This window comes from Sphingomonas echinoides ATCC 14820 (assembly GCF_000241465.1).
GTDB lineage: Bacteria > Pseudomonadota > Alphaproteobacteria > Sphingomonadales > Sphingomonadaceae > Sphingomonas > Sphingomonas echinoides.
The window spans coordinates 811,317-829,236 of the sequence record NZ_JH584235.1; the positions used below are offsets into that span (position 1 = coordinate 811,317).

The 17,920-nt window shown below is 66.1% G+C and carries 16 protein-coding genes; 7 read left to right on the forward strand and 9 right to left on the reverse strand.

What is annotated here, in order from left to right; all coding sequences use genetic code 11:
* Nucleotides 1-7: 7 nt before the first annotated feature.
* The 3 genes from ON00_RS03800 to ON00_RS03810 all read right to left on the reverse strand — a co-directional run bounded on the left by ON00_RS03800 (nt 8) and on the right by ON00_RS03810 (nt 3,485).
* Nucleotides 8-742 (reverse strand): N-formylglutamate amidohydrolase, encoded by a 735-nt coding sequence (locus ON00_RS03800; protein WP_010403273.1) that lies wholly within the window; start codon nt 740-742, stop codon nt 8-10.
* A 202-nt stretch (nt 743-944) separates the two neighbouring features.
* Nucleotides 945-1,769 (reverse strand): 4-(cytidine 5'-diphospho)-2-C-methyl-D-erythritol kinase, encoded by an 825-nt coding sequence (locus ON00_RS03805; RefSeq protein ID WP_010403275.1) that lies wholly within the window; start codon nt 1,767-1,769, stop codon nt 945-947.
* Nucleotides 1,770-1,841: 72 nt separating this feature from the next.
* A complete protein-coding gene (locus ON00_RS03810) occupies nt 1,842-3,485 on the reverse strand; it encodes an electron transfer flavoprotein-ubiquinone oxidoreductase (protein WP_010403277.1) in 1,644 nt (547 codons plus the stop codon).
* A gap of 160 nt (nt 3,486-3,645) precedes the next feature.
* On the opposite strand from ON00_RS03810, the gene ON00_RS03815 reads away from it, so the two are divergent.
* The 3 genes from ON00_RS03815 to moaB are packed head-to-tail and all read left to right on the forward strand — an operon-like array spanning nt 3,646 to nt 6,729.
* Complete coding sequence (locus ON00_RS03815) at nt 3,646-4,395, forward strand: uracil-DNA glycosylase (RefSeq protein WP_010403279.1); 750 nt, start codon at nt 3,646-3,648, stop codon at nt 4,393-4,395.
* On the forward strand, nt 4,392-6,212 hold the full coding sequence (locus ON00_RS03820) for a lytic transglycosylase domain-containing protein (RefSeq protein WP_010403282.1): 1,821 nt from the start codon (nt 4,392-4,394) through the stop codon (nt 6,210-6,212). The genes ON00_RS03815 and ON00_RS03820 overlap by 4 nt, the downstream gene beginning before the upstream one ends.
* Nucleotides 6,202-6,729: a molybdenum cofactor biosynthesis protein B gene (gene moaB, locus ON00_RS03825; protein ID WP_010403283.1), complete on the forward strand. Its 528-nt coding sequence runs from the start codon at nt 6,202-6,204 to the stop codon at nt 6,727-6,729. Before ON00_RS03820 ends, moaB begins: the two co-directional genes overlap by 11 nt.
* A 4-nt stretch (nt 6,730-6,733) precedes the next feature.
* Here the strand turns inward: moaB and ON00_RS03830 are convergent, their stop codons facing one another.
* Nucleotides 6,734-7,237, reverse strand: coding sequence for a YbjN domain-containing protein (locus tag ON00_RS03830; protein WP_010403287.1), 504 nt, complete (start codon nt 7,235-7,237; stop codon nt 6,734-6,736).
* 61 nt (nt 7,238-7,298) lie between these two features.
* Complete coding sequence (locus tag ON00_RS03835) at nt 7,299-7,634, reverse strand: glyoxalase/bleomycin resistance/extradiol dioxygenase family protein (protein WP_010403289.1); 336 nt, start codon at nt 7,632-7,634, stop codon at nt 7,299-7,301.
* Between the two features lie 57 nt (nt 7,635-7,691).
* On the opposite strand from ON00_RS03835, the gene ON00_RS03840 reads away from it, so the two are divergent.
* From ON00_RS03840 to ON00_RS03850, 3 genes are read left to right on the forward strand one after another with little or no spacing between them, the layout of a single operon-like run.
* Complete coding sequence (locus ON00_RS03840) at nt 7,692-8,765, forward strand: PA0069 family radical SAM protein (RefSeq protein WP_010403292.1); 1,074 nt, start codon at nt 7,692-7,694, stop codon at nt 8,763-8,765.
* A 44-nt stretch (nt 8,766-8,809) separates the two neighbouring features.
* Nucleotides 8,810-10,153, forward strand: a complete 1,344-nt coding sequence (locus ON00_RS03845) for an alginate export family protein (protein WP_010403295.1) — start codon at nt 8,810-8,812, stop codon at nt 10,151-10,153.
* Complete coding sequence (locus tag ON00_RS03850; RefSeq protein WP_010403297.1) at nt 10,153-10,446, forward strand: DUF167 domain-containing protein; 294 nt, start codon at nt 10,153-10,155, stop codon at nt 10,444-10,446. Before ON00_RS03845 ends, ON00_RS03850 begins: the two co-directional genes overlap by 1 nt.
* Nucleotides 10,447-10,565: 119 nt before the next feature.
* Here ON00_RS03850 and ON00_RS03855 read toward each other — a convergent pair whose 3' ends face one another.
* Nucleotides 10,566-12,149, reverse strand: coding sequence for a long-chain fatty acid--CoA ligase (locus ON00_RS03855; RefSeq protein WP_010403299.1), 1,584 nt, complete (start codon nt 12,147-12,149; stop codon nt 10,566-10,568).
* A gap of 92 nt (nt 12,150-12,241) precedes the next feature.
* Nucleotides 12,242-15,820, reverse strand: a complete 3,579-nt coding sequence (gene dnaE / locus ON00_RS03860) for a DNA polymerase III subunit alpha (protein ID WP_029622415.1) — start codon at nt 15,818-15,820, stop codon at nt 12,242-12,244.
* A gap of 163 nt (nt 15,821-15,983) precedes the next feature.
* Here dnaE and ON00_RS03865 point away from each other — a divergent pair, with 163 nt between their 5' ends.
* A complete protein-coding gene (locus ON00_RS03865) occupies nt 15,984-16,529 on the forward strand; it encodes an HdeD family acid-resistance protein (protein ID WP_010403301.1) in 546 nt (181 codons plus the stop codon).
* On the opposite strand, the gene ON00_RS03870 is transcribed toward ON00_RS03865, so the two are convergent.
* A complete protein-coding gene (locus ON00_RS03870; RefSeq protein WP_029622416.1) occupies nt 16,530-17,420 on the reverse strand; it encodes an aspartyl protease family protein in 891 nt (296 codons plus the stop codon).
* Nucleotides 17,421-17,439: 19 nt separating this feature from the next.
* Nucleotides 17,440-17,919 carry a glutathione peroxidase gene (locus ON00_RS03875; RefSeq protein WP_010403303.1) on the reverse strand — a complete coding sequence of 160 codons (480 nt, stop codon included), beginning with the start codon at nt 17,917-17,919 and terminating at the stop codon, nt 17,440-17,442.
* Nucleotide 17,920 lies beyond the last annotated feature (1 nt).

Consider the following 17,920-nt stretch of genomic DNA (forward strand, 5'->3'; position numbering starts at 1 on the left):
CGAAAGCCTATGTCGCCAAACCCCCGTTCGACGCAAGTCTGTTACGTATCTCGGCTAAAATTGGCGCGAGGATCATGGCCCAACGCGCAACATCGCCCGCATCCGCAATCAGATCGTTGCGGATTTCGATCGAAAGGCTAGCGATTCCATTGGCTTCGCCGTGCCGGTCGAGCGTTGCGTTGAGCAGGCGGCCCGAATAGGGTTCATTGTCGCCGGTGACCAGACCCTGCGCCGTCAGCAGCGACAGCGCGATCTCCGCGGCGCGGCGGTCGTTGTTCGACAATATGCCGATTTCCCAGGGGCGCAGCGGCCCGCCGACGCTTTCGAGCTGCGGCGTGAAGCTGTGGATCGCTGCCAGCAACACCGGCCTCTGCACCGCAATCGCCGAGGCGATGGCCTCGTGATACGGCACATAAAGCCGCGCAATGCGGTCGGCCCGGTCGGCATCCACATTGCCGGGGATGGGATGGCCATCGCTGACGAGCGGAATGAGTCCGGGTGAATCGACCGGTCGGTTGAGATCGATCACCAGTCGCGACGCGCTGGCAAGAATGGCGGGGGCGTCCAGCGCTTCGGCCAACGCCTCGGTCAGCGCAGCGCTGCCAAGATCAATCGCGATATGCTTGCCGAACATGTCGGGTGCGATGCCGAGGTCGATGTCGGGCGGCACCGCATTGGACGCGTGATCGCAAATCAGCAGGATCGCGCCCGGCATACCGGGGATATAGCGCGGGGCGGTCATGCGCGCGAGGGGACGGCGAGGTTGCCCCCGCCGTCCCGCTGCAAAGATGGCGCGCGGGGGGACCGTGGACCATCAACGGGCGCTCCGCTGGGGGCGGCGGACCCGTTCGAACGGATCACAGCAAGACCAATGCCAAGCGCGCATTTCCGGCGATCCGCGCGTCCGGGCCAGGCCAATTGCCCCACAATGGCACGCGAAACTGTCACAGGAGTCGCGTTTCGAGACACCACCATGCGGGCCACGCCGCGCGAATCCTGGCGGCAGCAGCGGCACGCTCGGCCTCATCGGCATAGAGCGCAAAGCACGTCGCGCCCGAGCCCGACATGCGCGCGAGCAGCGGGTCGCCAATGGCGAGCGCGTCGAGCACGGCATCGATCGCGGGCGCGAGTGCGCGCGCCGGGGCTTCGAGATCGTTGCGGCCGCCCAATGCCATCGCCAGCACATCGCCCGGCGGCATCGGACCGCGGTCGACGCCGTCCCACGCCTTGAACACCGCCGCGGTCGACACCGCGACGCCGGGATTCACCAGCAAGGCCGCCATGCCGCCCAAACCCTCCAGCGCTTCCAGCCGCTCGCCGCGCCCCTGCCCCATGGCGGTGCGGCCGAGCAGGCAAGCGGGGACATCCGAGCCAAGCGCGGCAGCGATTTCGAACAAGCGCGGATCGTCGATCGCGATCTCGTGCAGCCGCGCCAAAGCGCGCAGCGCGGCCGCCGCATCGGCGGAGCCGCCGCCAATGCCCGAGGCGACCGGCAAATGCTTGTCGAGCGTCAAGGCCCCGCCCACGGCCACGCCGAAGCGATCGGCAAAGGCGCGCGCGGCGCGCGTGACGAGATTGTCGCCCTCGCCCGACAGGCCATGCGCGAACGGGCCGGTGATGGTCAGCGAGAGCGGCCCCGGCTCCAGCGTAACGGTGTCGCCATCCGCGACGAAGGCAAACAGCGTTTCCAGCTCATGATAGCCATCGGCGCGGCGCGCGCGGACATGCAGCGCGAGGTTGATCTTGGCGGGGGCGTTTTCGGTGATCATCGGCGGCAGCCCCTAGAACAAGATCACACCGGTTGAAAACAGCGATGCGCGCCTTCGCCGGGGAAGCCCCCATCACATGTTCGGATAATTCGGTCCGCCGCCGCCCTCCGGCACGACCCAGTTGATGTTCTGCGTCGGATCCTTGATGTCGCAGGTCTTGCAGTGGACGCAATTCTGCGCGTTGATCACGAACTTCGGGTTGCCCTCATCCTGCCCGACGATTTCGTACACGCCCGCCGGGCAATAGCGCTGCGCCGGTTCGTCATACATCGGCAGGTCGTATTCGACCGGGATGTTCGGGTCCTTCAGCGTCAGGTGGACGGGCTGATCCTCCTCATGATTGGTGTTCGAAATGAACACCGAGGAGAGACGATCGAAGGTCAACACACCATCGGGCTTGGGATAGGCGATCGGCTTGACCTGATCCTTGCGCCACAGGCTCTTGTGGTTGGCATGGTGCTTCATCGTGAAGGGCATTTTCAGACCGATATATTCCGCCCACATCGTCACGTTCGCCAGCGCCGAGCCGATCAACTCGCCGAACTTTTCGACCAGCGGCACGACGTTGCGGACGATCGACAGCTCCTTCTTGACCCAGCTCGCCTCGAACGCCTCCGGATACGCCGCCAGCTCATCATGCTGGCGCTGCGACAGGATCGCGTCGACCGCAGCCTCCGCCGCCATCATGCCGCTCTTCATCGCGGTGTGCGTGCCCTTGATGCGCGGCACGTTGAGGAAGCCCGCCGAACAGCCGATCAGCGCGCCGCCGGGGAAGACCAGCTTGGGGATCGACTGCAACCCGCCATCGCTGATCGCGCGCGCGCCATAGGACACACGCTTGGCACCCTTGAGGATCTTGGCGATCTCGGGGTGGGTCTTCCAGCGCTGCATTTCCTGGAAGGGCGAGAGATAGGGGTTGGAATAGCTGAGCCAGGTGACGAAACCGAGCGCGACCTGCCCATTGGCCTGATGATACAGGAACCCACCGCCATTCGAGCCCTCTGTCTCGTTCAACGGCCAGCCCTGCGTGTGGATAACGCGGCCCGGCACATGGTTCTCAGGCGCGATGTCCCACAATTCCTTGATGCCGATGCCGTAAACCTGCGGCTGGCTGTCCTTGGCCAGATCGAAGGTGCGGATGATCTGCTTGGACAGATGGCCGCGCACGCCTTCCCCGAAGAAAGTGTATTTGGCGTGGATTTCGAGGCCCGGCGTATAATCGGGCTTGTGCGTGCCATCGCGCGCCACGCCCATGTCGCCAGTGGCGACGCCCTTTACCAAGCCATCGTCATTGTACAGGATTTCAGCGGCGGCAAAGCCGGGGAAGATCTCGACGCCCAGTTCCTCGGCCTGGGACGCCAGCCAGCGGCACAGATTGCCAAGGCTGCCGGTATAGGTGCCCTTATTGTGCATGAAGGGCGGCGTGAGGAAATGCGGGACCGAAATCTTGCCGGTCTTGGACAGCATCCAATGCTGGTTGTCGGTGACGGGCACGTCGGCGAGCGGGCAGCCCTTTTCGCGCCAATCGGGGATCAGCTCATCGAGCGAGCGCGGATCGATCACCGCGCCCGACAGGATGTGCGCGCCGACTTCGGAGCCTTTTTCGAGGATGCAGACCGACAGCTCCGCGCCCTTTTCGGCCGCGACCTGTTTCAGCCGGATCGCCGCCGACAGACCGGCAGGGCCAGCCCCGACGATCACGACGTCATAGGGCATGGATTCGCGGTGGTTCTCGGCCCCAGTGTCTTGGCTGCTCACATCTCATCTCCGTCGCGGACGCCGACTGCGCAGTCTCGTCGTGCGCGCGGAACGTCCTGTCCATCTCCGCGTGCCAGCGAATTGACCTTCACGTCAACATAGGAGTCTAAAGGAACGCATGGGGGCTGACCAGAATATCGATTGGCGTTTGGCGGCAGCGAGCGCGCTGGAATGGTGGCGCGATGTCGGCATCGACACGCTGGTCGACGAAGACCCGCGCGACTGGACGGCGGCACCGCCCGCCCCGCCCACACAGCAGCCACAACGCCCGGCCCCGCGTGCCGTAGCGGCACCGGTCATCGTGCCACTGCCCGCGACGCTCGAGGCGTTCCTCGCATGGCGCATCGGTCCCGATGCGCCGGAGGCGGCGTGGCGCGGCGATCCGATCGCGGCATCGGGCAATCCCGCCGCCGACATCATGATTTTGGTGGATGTGCCCGATCGCGACGATAGCGATACCGGCGTGCTACTGAGCGGCGCAGTCGGGCGGTTGTTCGACCGGATGCTGGCCGCGATCGGGCGGAGTCGCGACTCGGTCTACCTCGCGCCGATGTGCACGGTGCGCCCGATGGCGGGCCGAATCGCGCCGGAAATCGAAACCCGGCTGGTCGAGATTGCGCGCCATCATGTCGCGCTGGTCGCGCCGAAACGGGTGCTTCTGTTAGGGAATGCGCCGAGTCGTGGATTTACCGGGATGGACGTAGCGCGTGCGCGCGGTACTTTGCACCCGATTAACCCGGAAGGTGGCATGGGTAAGCTGGTCGAGGTGGTGGCCAGTTTCCATCCGCGACTCTTACTGGAACGGCCCGCCGAAAAGGCGCGCGCGTGGAAGGATTTGCAGATGCTGATCGCAGGATTGGACGCATGAGCGCTAGACTGGCGGCCCTCGCCACGCTTGCCCTTACCGTTCCCGCGACCGCTTATGCGGCCGGCGAGCCCCCCGTTTCGGTCGAGACGACCAGTGCCCGCCCCACCATCCCCGCCCAGCTCGATGTCGAACAGCGCGAAGGCTATCGCGCGGTCTTCGCCAGCATCCGCAGCCAGAGATGGCAGGACGCCCAGCTTCAACTCGCCGCCCTCAAGCCCGGCCCGCTCCATGCGATCGCCCAGGCCGAATTGCTGACCGCCAAGGGTTCCCCCAAGGCCGATCTCGACCCGCTGATGAAGCTGCTCGCCAGCGCACCCGAATTGCCCCAGGCCAAGCAGATCTTGACGATGGCCGCTTCGCGCGGCGGCGTCGGCCTGCCGCCGCTGCCCGAAGCGCGCGCGCTCACCTGGATCGACGGCGCGCCGGCCCGCAAGCGCGCGAAGAGCTTCGGCAAGGGCGATCTGCTCGCGGTCGAACTCGCGCTGAAGATGCAGCCGATGATCAAGGAAGATCGCGGGGCGGATGCGCAGGCCTTGCTCGAGGCGACGCCGGGGCTTTCCAGCGACCTGCAGACCGAATGGCAGCGCAAGATCGCCTGGATGTATTTCCTGGCGGGGGACGATACCAACGCCCGCGCGATGGCACAGAAGGCCGCCGCCGGATATGGCGATTTCGCGGTTGAGGGCCAGTGGGTGGGCGCGCTGGCGGCGTGGCGGCAGCATGATTGCGCCGCCGCCGCTACGCTGTTCGAGGGTGTCGCCGCCCGCGCCAGCGATGTCGATCTGCGCGCGGCGGCACTCTATTGGGCGGCCCGCGCCGACATGCAGTGCGCGCGGCCCGATCGCGTCGAAAACCGGCTGAAGAACGCCGCGCAATATCGCGAGACTTTTTACGGCCTGCTCGCACGCCAGGCGCTCGGCATCCGCGAAACCGCCGCGCACCCGATGGCGGCGGTGGTCGCGAGCGACTGGCAGACGCTTGGTCGCCGTCCGAATGTGCGCGTTGCGGCGGCCTTGGTCGAGATTGGCGAGACCGCGCTCGCCGATAGCGTGATCCGGCAACAGGCGCGGATCGGCGACCCAGCCGAATATCCCGCTTTGGTCCGCCTGACCGCCGCGCTCGATTTGCCTGCCACGTTGATCTGGCTGTCGCACAATGGCCCGGTCGGCGCGACGCCGCCGGTCGAGGCGCGCTTCCCCGCGCCCAATTGGGCCCCCGATGGCGGCTGGCGCGTCGACAAGGCGCTGGTATTTGCGCACACGCTGCAGGAATCGCGCTTCCGCACCGATGTCGTCAGCCCGGCGGGGGCTTACGGCCTGATGCAGGTGCGCCCCGGTGCCGCGACCGACATTGCGCGCAAACAGGGCCGCAATTTCGACCGCAGCGCCCTCTCCCGACCCGGCACCAATTTCGAAGTCGGGCAAAGCTATCTCGAGCAACTGCGCGACCAGCATTGCACCGATGGCCTGCTGCCCAAGGTGATTGCGGCCTATAATGCCGGACCCGGGCCGGTCGAGGCGTGGAACGCGCAAGCGCGCGATGGCGGCGATCCGCTGCTCTACATCGAATCGATCCCGTTCTGGGAGACGCGCGGTTACGTGACCACGGTGCTGCGCAACTATTGGGTCTATGAGGCGCAGACTGGCAAAACCGCCTCGGTCAGCCGTGCCGCTTTGTCGCAGGGCCTGTGGCCGCGCTTCCCCGGTTTGCCGGGGGCTGCGGCGGTTCGCCTGACGTCGAGCGCGTCCTCCGGCCGCACGATGGCGAGCACCACGGCGACCAGCACTTCAGGACGAGCGATCGCCCGTGCCGATTGACGAAAGCCTGATCTTCCAGCCCGTCCGCATCGCCGTCCTCACCGTTTCCGACACGCGCGGCCTCGCCGAGGATCGTTCGGGTGACACTTTGGTCGCGCGGCTGGAGGGTGCGGGGCATGTGCTGGCCGCACGCGAGATCGTGCGCGACGATGTCGACCTCATCGTCGGCACGCTGCACCGCTGGATCGATGACGAGCAGATCGATTGCGTGATCACCACTGGCGGCACCGGCGTGACCGGGCGCGACGTGACGCCCGAGGCGATCGAGCGCGTGGCCGACAAGATGATCCCCGGCTTTGGCGAGCTGTTCCGCTGGCTCAGCTTCCAGACGATCGGCACCTCAACCGTACAATCGCGCGCCTGCGCCTGCGTGACGCGCGGCACCTATATCTTCGCGCTGCCGGGATCGACCGGAGCGGTGAAGGACGGCTGGGACGGCATATTGGCAAGCCAGCTCGACAGCCGCCACCGCCCGTGCAATTTCGTCGAGCTGATGCCGCGTTTGCGCGAGCGGTGACGGGTCATTTCGCCTTCGCCGCCGCGCGTTTTTCGTCGAGGAATTTGGTGAGGTCGGCGTCCATCGTCTGATACCAATCAACGATGTCGGCGAAATTGGCAAAGGTGGTCTTGCCGACGGCGGAGAAATCCATCCACTCGTTCAACGCGCCATCCTTGCCGATCGACACTTTGAGAAAGCGTTTCGACACGTTCCAGGCATTGGCCAGTTCGGGCGTGAACAGCGGCTCGGCCTTGTACCAACTGGAGAATTGGTAGGAGTTGCAGTCCTTCACCCCGGTGCAGCCGTAAAATTCGATGGTGAAGGACGATCCGTTGGCACCGCTCAGCACATAGGGTTCGCCGGCCTTGTTGGTCTTGAGTTCGGCCTTGTAGCCAGCATCCTGCAGCGCCTGCACCACCACCGGCGGCTGGCGCAGATCGAGCAGCCGCTCCTTGTCGTCCGCCGCCTGCGCCGCGACCGGCAGCATCGCCGCTGCAAGAACGAAGAGCGTGCGCAGTCGAATCATGAAACCTCCCCCGGCGAATATTCCCCCTCTTCTATCGATCATCATCGGCGCGGCAAGCCGGTCACGCGCTCTGCATCACCGCGATTTCATGCCCGGCGACATCGCGGAAGTGAAAGCGCCGCCCGCCGGGAAAGGCGAAGGTCGCCCGCGTAAGGATGCCACCCGCCGCAAGCACCGCCGCTTCAGTCTCGTCAAGATCCGCGACGTCGATCACCGGCAAGGCGGCGGCGGTCTGTTCGGGGACGTCGGCTTGCAGGCCGATATCGGTGTCGCCGCTCATCGTGGACGCATAGCTCGGGCCGAAATCGGTAAAGTCGAAGCCAAAGGCCGCCGCATAAAACGCCTTGGCCCCGGCGAGATCGCCGACCGGCAGTTCGAGATAGTTCAAGCGCGCCATTGCTCATTCCCTCCACATGTTCTTGTTACGTTCTCATCGATCTGCTAGACGCTGTCAATGGCCGACAAACGCCCCCAGCGCGGCGCAACGCTCAATGGTGAAAGCCGCCGCTTCAACTTGCCCGAGCGCGAGGCGGATGGCGACTGGCTGGATGATCGCGAGGGTCTGGACGGTGCCCCGCCCCGCTTGCGCACCAGCGTCACCGTCGAGCGGCCGCGCACGATTATCAGCCGCAACAGCTCGCCCGACATTCCGTTCGACCGTTCGATCAACCCGTATCGTGGGTGCGAGCATGGCTGCATCTATTGCTTCGCGCGGCCGACCCATGCGTTTCACGACCTGTCGCCGGGGCTGGACTTCGAGAGCAAGCTCTTCGCCAAGCCCGATGCGCCCGCACTGCTGCGCGCCGAACTCGCGAAGCGCGGCTATGTCGCGCAGCCGATCGCCTTTGGCACCAATACCGACCCGTATCAGCCGATCGAGCGCGAATGGCGGATCACGCGTGGGTGCATCGCGGTGCTGGCCGAGACCAACCACCCCCTCACCGTCACCACCAAATCGGACCGGGTGGTGCACGATCTCGACCTGATCGCGCCGATGGCGGCGAAGGGGCTGGCGGCGGTGGCGATTTCGATCACCTCGCTCGACCCCAAAATCGCGATGACGGTCGAGCCGCGCGCGCCCGCCCCCACGCGGCGGCTGGCGGCGGTGCGCGCGCTGGTCGCGGCGGGCGTGCCGACGCATGTCTCGATCGCGCCGGTCATCCCCGCAATCACCGATCACGAGATCGAGCATCTGGTGGAACGCGCCGCAGAAGCGGGCGCGCGGTCGATCTCGTTCATTCCGGTGCGGCTGCCGTGGGAGGTCGCACCCTTGTTCAAGGCGTGGCTCGACACGCACTTCCCCGACCGGGCGGGCAAGGTGATGGCGACGATCGCCTCGATCCGGCAGGGCCGCGAGAACGATCCGGGCTTCTTCTCGCGGATGCGCGGGAGTGGCCCGTGGGCGGATTTGCTGCGCACACGCTTCCATATCGCCTGCCGCAAGCATGGGATGAACCAGGAGCGGATGGTGCTGCGCAGCGACCTGTTCCGCCCGCCGCCGGGGCCGCAAGGCGATTTGTTTGGCTGAAGGCGGGTGGGCGTCGCCCGCGATCTTTGCTATGCGCGCCGGAGATGCGGGGGCTTCTGACATTTACGGTGCTGGTCGCCGCTGTGCCGGCCCACGGCCAAGTGTTGCCGCGCGCGCAAGACGGTGTTGATGTCTCGGCGAACATCCGCCTGCGCTACGAAACGATCGACGGCGAAGCGCGCGCGAATGTGCCCGCAGACGAAGCCTCGACCCAGTTGCGCACCATCGTGCATGGAACGTATCGCACCGGCCCGCTGACGCTGGGCGGGACGCTCGCCGACAGCCGCGCGCTCGATGCGCCGACGCGCAGTGCGCTGTCGACCAATGAAGTCAACACGCTGGAACCGATCGAAGCCTTTGTCGGGCTGGATGTGGGCGATGCGACGCGCAAGGGCCTGTTCGGCCATCTGACGCTGGGCCGCCAGACCGCCGAACTGCGCTCGCGTCGGCTGATCGCGCGCGACGATTATCGCAACACCGCGACCAGCTTCACCGGTGCGCGCTTCGATATCGCGGATGGCGAGCGCTGGAACCTGACCGTTTTCTACTTCCTGCCGCAACAGCGCTTGCCCGATGATGCGGCGGGCTTGCGCAGCGGGCGCATCGCGCTGGACCGCGAAGGGGTCGACACGCGGATCTGGGGCGCGACAGTGGCGCGGCCCACGCTGCTCGGGCGCATCGCCGGGGATGTCGGCGTCTACCGTTTCGAGGAACGCGACCGGCCGGGACAGGCGACGCGCGATCGGCACTTGACGACGCTTACCGCGCGCGTGGTCGCGCCGCCCAGCCCCGGCCACAGCGATGGTGAAATCGAGGTGATGCGCCAGACCGGCACGATCTCCGCCAGCGTGGCGGGCAACGCGGCGTGGCTGCCGGTGATCGCCTGGTTCGCCCATGCCAGTGTCGGCCATCAATGGAAGACCGCCTGGACGCCGCATTTCGCAGTGGAAGGCGACTATGCCTCGGGCGACCGGCGCGACGGCAGCTATCGTCGCTTCGACACGCTCTACGGCATGCGCCGCGGCGATTTCGCCCCGGCGGGCCTGTATAATGCGGTGACGCGCAGCAATGTGGTGTCGCTCGGGCCACGGCTGGAGGTGACGCCGTCGCGCCGCCTGGACGCGATGCTGTCGGTCAAGAAATTGTGGCTCGCCTCGGCGCGCGATGCGTTTGCATCGACGGCGGTGGTCGATGCGACGGGGAAGTCAGGCCGCGACGCCGGGTGGCAGAGCGACGCGCGCCTGCGCTTCTGGGCGATCCCCAAGCGGCTGCAATTGGAGGCGGACGGCGTGTGGCTGGCCAAAGGGCGCTTCCTGACCGAAGCGCCCAACCGATCGAACGATCACGACACGCTGTATCTGTCGCTCAACGCCTCGGCCTTCTTCTGATGAGCCGGATCAAGAACCGCCTGCCCGAGCGCGAGGAGCTGGAAGCGCTGATCGACGCGAACGGGCATTTGACGATCCGCGCCACGCCCAATGCCGGTGCCAATGAAATCCGCCTGCCCGCAGACGGCGCGCCGGGCGTGATCAACATCCGCACGACGGTGACGCCGGAGGACGGCAAGGCCAATGACGCGATCCTCGCCTTGCTCGCCAAGGCACTGGGCCGCCCGCGCTCCGCGCTGACGCTGGTCCGCGGCGCGACCGCGCGCGACAAGGTGGTGCAGGTGACGCGCTAGCGCGGGAGCATTGCCGCGAATCCCCGTTCGCCCTGAGCTTGTCGAAGGGCTCCTCTCAAAGCGCGGGACGCGCGTGGAGCGAACGGCGATGGGACCGAGCTATGTAAGCGGACGAAACCTCAGGCCGCCGCCAGCACATGATCCTTGAACCGCTCGCGCAGCGCGGTTTTCAGCAATTTTCCGGTCGCGGTGTGCGGCAAATCGTCGACGAAGACGATGTCGTCGGGCAGCCACCATTTCGCGACATGCTGGGCCAGATGCGCGCGGATTTCGTGCGGGGTCACCGCGCTGCCGGGTTTGCGCACCACGATCAGTAGAGGGCGCTCATCCCATTTCGGATGGGGCACGCCGATTGCCGCTGCCTCCGCCACCCCAGCGCAGCCGATCGCGGCATTTTCCAGATCGACCGAGGAAATCCACTCTCCGCCCGATTTGATGACGTCCTTGGCGCGATCGGTGATCTGCATCGTGCCGTCGGTGTGGAGCACCGCGACATCGCCGGTGTCGAACCAATTGTCGGCATCGACCGCGTCCTCCGCCGCCTTGAAATAGCGCTTCACCACCCACGGCCCGCGCACTTGCAATCGGCCCGAACTGGTGCCGTCGCGCGGCAGCACCGCGCCTGCGTCATCCACCACTTGCAGTTCGATCCCGAACGGCACTTGCCCCTGCTTGCCGACATGATCGACCTGCGCATCGGCGCTCATCTCGTCCCAATGCGGCGGTTGGAAACCCGCAGTGCCGACCGGCGAGGTTTCGGTCATGCCCCACAGATGCTTGACCTCGACGCCCATGCCCATGATCCGCTCGATCATCGCGCGCGGCGCGGCCGAACCACCGATCGTCGCCTGGCGCAGGAAGCGCGGCACCTCGCCCGTCGCATCGATATGGCCGAACAGCGCCAGCCAAACAGTCGGCACGCCTGCCGAATGCGTCACCTTTTCCTGGTTCATCAGGCGGCACAGCACCGCCGGATCGTTGACCGCGGCATAAACGAATTTCGCGCCCGCCAGCGCGCCGGCAAAGGGCAGGCCCCAGGAGGCGGCGTGGAACATCGGCACCACCGGCAGCACGACCGCGCTCGGCGACAGGTTGAACACCCAGGGCGCGACTTCGGCCATGGCGTGGATCACGGTCGAGCGGTGTTCGTACAGCACGCCCTTGGGGTTACCGGTGGTGCCGCTGGTGTAGCACAACATGCAGGGATCCCGCTCCGGGCCTTCATGCCAGCGATAGTCGCCATCCTCCTGTGCGATCAGCGCGTCGAAGCTGCCATCGTCGAAACAAACATAGCGTTCGATGCTGGTCCACAGCGGTTTCAGCCGATCGACCAAAGGCCGGAACTGCTTGTCATAGAGCAGCACGCGGTCTTCGGCATGGTTGGCGATATAAACGAGTTGTTCGTCGAACAGGCGCGGGTTGATGGTGTGGATCACCCCGCCCATCCCGATCGTGCCATACCAGGCGACCAGATGGTGGCTGTGGTTCATCGCCAGCGTGGCGACGCGGTCGCCGGGCTTCAGCCCGATCCGCTCCAGGGCTTGCGCGAGTTTGCGGGCATCGCGGGCGACACCGGCCCAATCACTGCGGGTTTCGCGGCCATCGGCCCAATAGCTGACAATCTCGCGCGCGCCATGTTCGCGCGCGGCGTGGTCCAGCAGCCGCGGCACCCGCAATTCAAAATCCTGCATTCCACCGAGCATAGACATCCCTCCGCCTGCGGGAGGGGTGGCGGAGGCATCATGGTGCCCGGTCGCGTGCCCTCCCCTAACCCCTCCCGCAGGCGGGAGGGGGATTATCCGACGAGTGCCAGCCGCGCCTCTGCGGTTCTCAGCACTACGTTTGAAACATCCTGCAAGGCTTCGATCCGCGCGGCAAGCTCCCCGTCGAGCAGAAAGTCGCGCCCGAGCAGCACGCGCGTGGTCTCGCCAGGCGAAACCGTCACCGTCGCCCACACTTCGCCGCGCGCGCCGCGCGCTTCGGACAACATGCTGGCGAGCGCCGCCATCGCGCCCGGCGTATCGACCGAAAGTTCCAGGCAGAAGCGCGCGTTGGAGGCGAGCGATTCGAACGATTGCAGCCGCTTGACCGATACGCGCGGGGTTTCCTCGCCAGGGCGACGATCGAGCTCGACCGTCGCCAATCCGCAGCCGCCGGTGCGCGCGCATTCCTCCAGCTCGGCGGCGACCGCATCATCGAAGCAGGTCGCCATGAACTGGCCCGACGGGTCCGACAGCGTCGCCATCATATAGCGCTTGCCGCGCGCCGAAGTGCGCCAGCGCGCATCCTCGACCAGCACCGCCATGGTCGCACCGGCGCGGGTGCCGTCATCGGGAATGTTCAACTCGCCCAGCGTGACGAAGCTGCGCGCGCCATGCAGCTTGGCCAAATGGCTGTGCCGGTCGACCGGATGCGCCGAGAAATAGAAGCCGAACGCCTCGCGCTCCTGGTCCATCCGCTCGGCCATCGTCCAGCGCGCGGAGAGCGGGAATTTGATCGGCGGTTCGGAGGCTTCGGCGGTGCCGAACAGCCCGCCCTGTCCGCTGACCTTCTGCTCATGGATGCGCGCGGCGGTGGCGAGGATCGTTTCGGCGCTCGCCACGATGCCCGCGCGATTGTCGTTCAACGCATCGAACGCGCCCGCCGCCGCCAGCGTTTCCAGCTGCCGCTTGTTGAGGATGCGCGGATCGATGCGGCGTGCGAGATCGTCGATCGACTCGAACGGCCCGCCCGCCTCGCGCTCGGCGACGAGCTTTTCCATCGCGCCTTCACCGACCGATTTGAGCGCCGCGAGCGCATAGCGCACCGCCAAGCCATCACCACTATCCTCAACCGAAAATTCGGCCTCGCTGCGGTTGATGTCGGGCGGCAGGATGGCGACGCCGAGGCGGCGCATATCGTCGATGAACACGCTCAATTTGTCGGTCTGCGCCTGATCGAAGCACATCGAGGCGGCGAAGAATTCGTGCGGGTGGTGCGCCTTCAGCCACGCCGTCTGATAGGACAGCAAGGCGTAGGCGGCGGCGTGCGATTTGTTGAAGCCGTAGCCCGCAAATTTGTCGATCAAGTCGAACAGTTCGTTGGCCTTGGCGGCATCGATGCCGTTGATGGTCTTGCAGCCCTCGGCGAAATGCGCGCGCTGCGCGTCCATCTCCGCCTGGTTCTTCTTGCCCATGGCGCGGCGCAGCATGTCGGCCTGCCCCAGCGAATAGCCCGCCAGGATCTGCGCGGCCTGCATGACCTGTTCCTGATAGACGAAAATGCCGTAGGTTTCGGACAAGATGCCTTCGAGCAGCGGATGCGGATAAGCGATTTCCTCCTGCCCGTTCTTGCGGCGACCGAACATCGGGATGTTGTCCATCGGGCCCGGACGGTAGAGCGAGACGAGCGCGATGATGTCGCCGAAGTTGGACGGGCGCACGGCGGAAAGCGTGCGGCGCATGCCTTCGGATTCCAACTGGAACACGCCGACCGTGTCGCCCTTTTGCAGCAATTTATAGACGCCCTCGTCATCCCATTCGAGCGCATCAAGATCGACCACCACGCCGCGTGCCGCCAGCAGGTCGATCGCTTTTTTGAGCACCGACAGTGTTTTCAGGCCGAGAAAGTCGAACTTCACGAGGCCCGCCCCTTCGACATATTTCATGTCGAACTGGGTGACGGGCATGTCCGAGCGCGGATCGCGGTAGAGCGGCACGAGATCGGCAAGCGGACGGTCGCCAATCACCACGCCCGCCGCGTGGGTCGAGCTGTGGCGCGGCAGACCTTCCAGCTTCATCGCCAGATCGAGCAGATGCCGCACGCTGCGATCATTCTTATATTCGCTGTGCAGCTCCGACACGCCGTCGATCGCGCGTTTGAGGTCCCATGGGTCGGCGGGGAGGTTGGGGATCAGCTTGGCGAGCCGGTCGATCTGGCCATAGCCCATTTGCAGCACGCGCCCGGTGTCCTTCAGCACCGCGCGCGCCTTCAATTTCCCGAAGGTGATGATCTGCGCGACCTGGTCGCGGCCATATTTCTCCTGGACGTAGCGAATCACCTCGCCACGCCGCGTTTCGCAAAAATCGATGTCGAAGTCGGGCATCGATACGCGCTCGGGGTTGAGGAAGCGTTCGAACAGCAGGCCGAGTTTCATCGGATCGAGATCGGTGATGGTCAGCGCCCAGGCGACGACCGAACCCGCGCCCGAACCACGCCCCGGCCCGACGGGGATATCATGATCCTTCGCCCATTTGATGAAGTCCCCGACGATCAGGAAGTAGCCGGGGAACCCCATCTGGATGATGACGTCGAGCTCGAAATCGAGCCGCTTGCGGTACGGCTCACGCCAGTCCGAATCTCCGCTCGCGGGAGGGGTTGGGGGAGGGCCTGAACCAGCCGCAGAAGACTCCCCTCCCCCAGCCGCTCCCACAAGCGGGAGGGGAGCCGAAACCGCGAGTTGCTCGATCCGGTCGAGCCGCCGCTCGAGCCCGGCATGGGCATCTTCGCGCAGCTTGGCGGCTTCGGCGGTGGGGTCGCCGGCGAGGCTCGGCAAGATCGGCTTGCGCTTGGGCGCGCCGACGCCGCAGCGCTGCGCCACCACCAGCGTGTTGGCGATCGCCTCGGGCAAGTCGGCGAACAACTCGCGCATGTCCTTGGCGGGCTTCATCCACGCATCGGGCGAGGTGCGCGGCCGGTCTTCGCTGGCGACATAGGTCGAATTGGCGATGCACAGCAAAGCATCGTGCGCTTCGCTGAAATCCTGCGTGGCGAAGCAGCACGGGTTGGTCGCGACCAGCGGCAGATTGCGGTCGTAGGCGAGATCGAGCAGCGCGGGTTCGGCCTTGCCTTCGATCTCGTCGAGCCGCCGGGTCAGCTCGATATAAAGCCGGTCGGGGAACAAGGCCTGCAAGCGATCGGCATAGGCCAACGCGCGATCGGGCTGATCCTCGGCGAACAGCCGCGCCAGGCCGCCTTCGCGCCCGGCGGTGAGCGCGAGCAGGCCGTCGGTATGCCCCTCCAGCGCCGCGAAATCGACATGCGGCGCAAGTTCCAGCGGCCGATCAAGATGCGCGCGTGACACCAATATGCACAGGTTGCGATAGCCATCCTCATCCTGCGCGTAGAGCGCGAGCCAGTCGATCACCGGGGTGGCGGCGTCGGGCATGTCGGGGCGGCACACGCCCAGCATCGTGCCGATCACCGGCTGCACCCCCGCCGCGCGCGCGGCATCGCCAAACGCCATCGCTGCATACAGGCCGTTGCGGTCGGTCAGGGCGGCGGCGGGAAAGCCCAGTTCCTGCGCGCGCTTGGCAATCGCCTTGGGCTCGATCGCGCCGTCGAGCATGGTGTAGGAAGAGAAGATCCGAAGGGGTACGAACGCGGAATGGGCCATTCCGGTTGGTAGCGCCCAATGCGCCGATTCGTAAAGCGGTGAACCCCACCGCCCCGCCTGCGTTGCACCGTAAACTTACGTATAGTGCCATGGCGCGATCGGGGTTCTTAGGTAAAATCAAATTCTTCCACCGCCGAACCGGCACTTTACCCTGGAGACAGATATGAGCGACACGACTTTCGGTTCGTCCACCACCTCCGCTCGCGTCGGGACGGGTTGGCTGCTGGCTTACGGCCTGCTCAGCATCGCCGTCGGCATCACCGCCTTCCTTTGGCCCGTCACCGCGACGCTGACCGCCGCGTTGCTGGCGGGCTCGTTCCTGATCGCGACCGGCGCGGTCGCCGCGGTCGCCAGCTTCGGGCTGCGCGGCCACCACTTCTCCGCTTACACGCTGTTGAGCGGCATCCTGTCGCTGGTGATCGGCGCGTGGATCATCGTCGAACCCGCCACCGGTGCCGTCTCGCTGACGTTGATGATCGCGATCTGGCTGACCGCGCGCGGCGTGATGGAAATCGCGATCGGTGCACGCTTTCGGCGGTTCGGGATCAGCTTGATCCTGCTCGGCATTCTCAACATCGTGCTGGCGGTGTGGATCATCTGGGGCATTCCCTTCACCGCGCTGACGCTGCCCGGTTATGTGCTGGGGATCAGCTTCCTGTTCAGCGGCATCACCGCAACGCTCCAGGCGATCGGCGTCCCGGGGCGCTGATCACTCGCCGATCGAGAAGGCCCCATCGGCGTGCAGCACCAGCGTCATGCCCGATAGCAGATCGAACCCCAGCACGCCCGTCGGACGCCCCTCGACCACCGCCGCCTCTGGCAAGGGTCGCGGGGCGTTCCCGACTTTGAGGGTGACGGGGCCGACCATGTCCATCGTTACGATCTTCCCCCCGACCCCGCGGCTTTGCGCGGTCCGCAGCCGGGGAAGCTGGGTGGCGGCGGTGGGCGGGATCGCGCTGCGCCACGCGCCGCTATCGACCAGAAACGGGGACGTATTCGCGCCATCCCCCACGCCGACCGGCACATGCGGCCGCCCGTCTCCGCGCCAGCCCGGTGCCGCGACATTAGCCCCCTTGGTCGGCGGACGGCACGCCGCCGCACCCGCTCCGGCCACCGTCGCCACGCCCCCGCGAAAATCGACGCGCACGCACCCGGTAGCGGCCAGCGCCTGCGGCCCGATCACCCCCGCCAGCCCCAGCGCCTCAAGCGGGCCCAGCGGCATCGCCAGCACGCGGTCGAAATGGCGGAGCGGCGCGCCATCTACCGTCGCGAGATCAACGCCCGTGACATAGCGCCCGGCAACGGCAACGCCGCCGCTATCGGCCCCGTTCTGCATCGCCGTGCCGCGCAGCCCAAGCTGTGCCGCAGTCTGCTCGCTCAGCACCGCCTCGGAGGCCCCCGTATCGAACAGGAAGCGCAGCGACTCCGCGCCGATCCGCAAGGTCACGATCGGCAACTGTCCCCCGACCGGGTGACCACTCAGCTGCTGCGGTCGTTCGATCGCGATGGTGCGCTCGGGGGAAGCCGCCGCCATGCCGGGCGACGCCAAGAGCAGCGCCAGCGCTGCTCCCAACACCACCGCGTACGGTGCCCGAACCATGCCGCCCACAGAGTCCCTCTTAAAGCAGCTTTTCGATGTCCGCCGCGATGTCGGCGGGCTTGGTCGTCGGCGCATAGCGTTCGACCACCTGCCCATCCTTGCCGATCAGGAATTTGGTGAAGTTCCACTTGATCCCCTCGGTGCCAAGGATCCCGGGTGCCTGCTTCTTGAGCGCGACGAACAGGGGATCGGCATTGGCACCGTTGACGTCGATCTTGGCGAAGACCGGGAAGGTCACGTCATAGGTCAGCGAGCAGAAATTGGCGATTTCCGCGGCATCGCCCGGCTCCTGCGCGCCGAACTGGTTGCAGGGGAAGCCGAGCACTTCAAACCCGCGATCGCCGAATTGGCGGTGCAGCGCCTCCAGCCCTTCATATTGCGGGGTGAAGCCGCATTTGGAGGCAGTGTTGACGATCAGCAGCACCTTGTCGGCATAAGCCGACAGATCGACCGGGGTGCCGTCGGCGGCTTTGACGGTGAGATCGGTGATGGCAGGCATA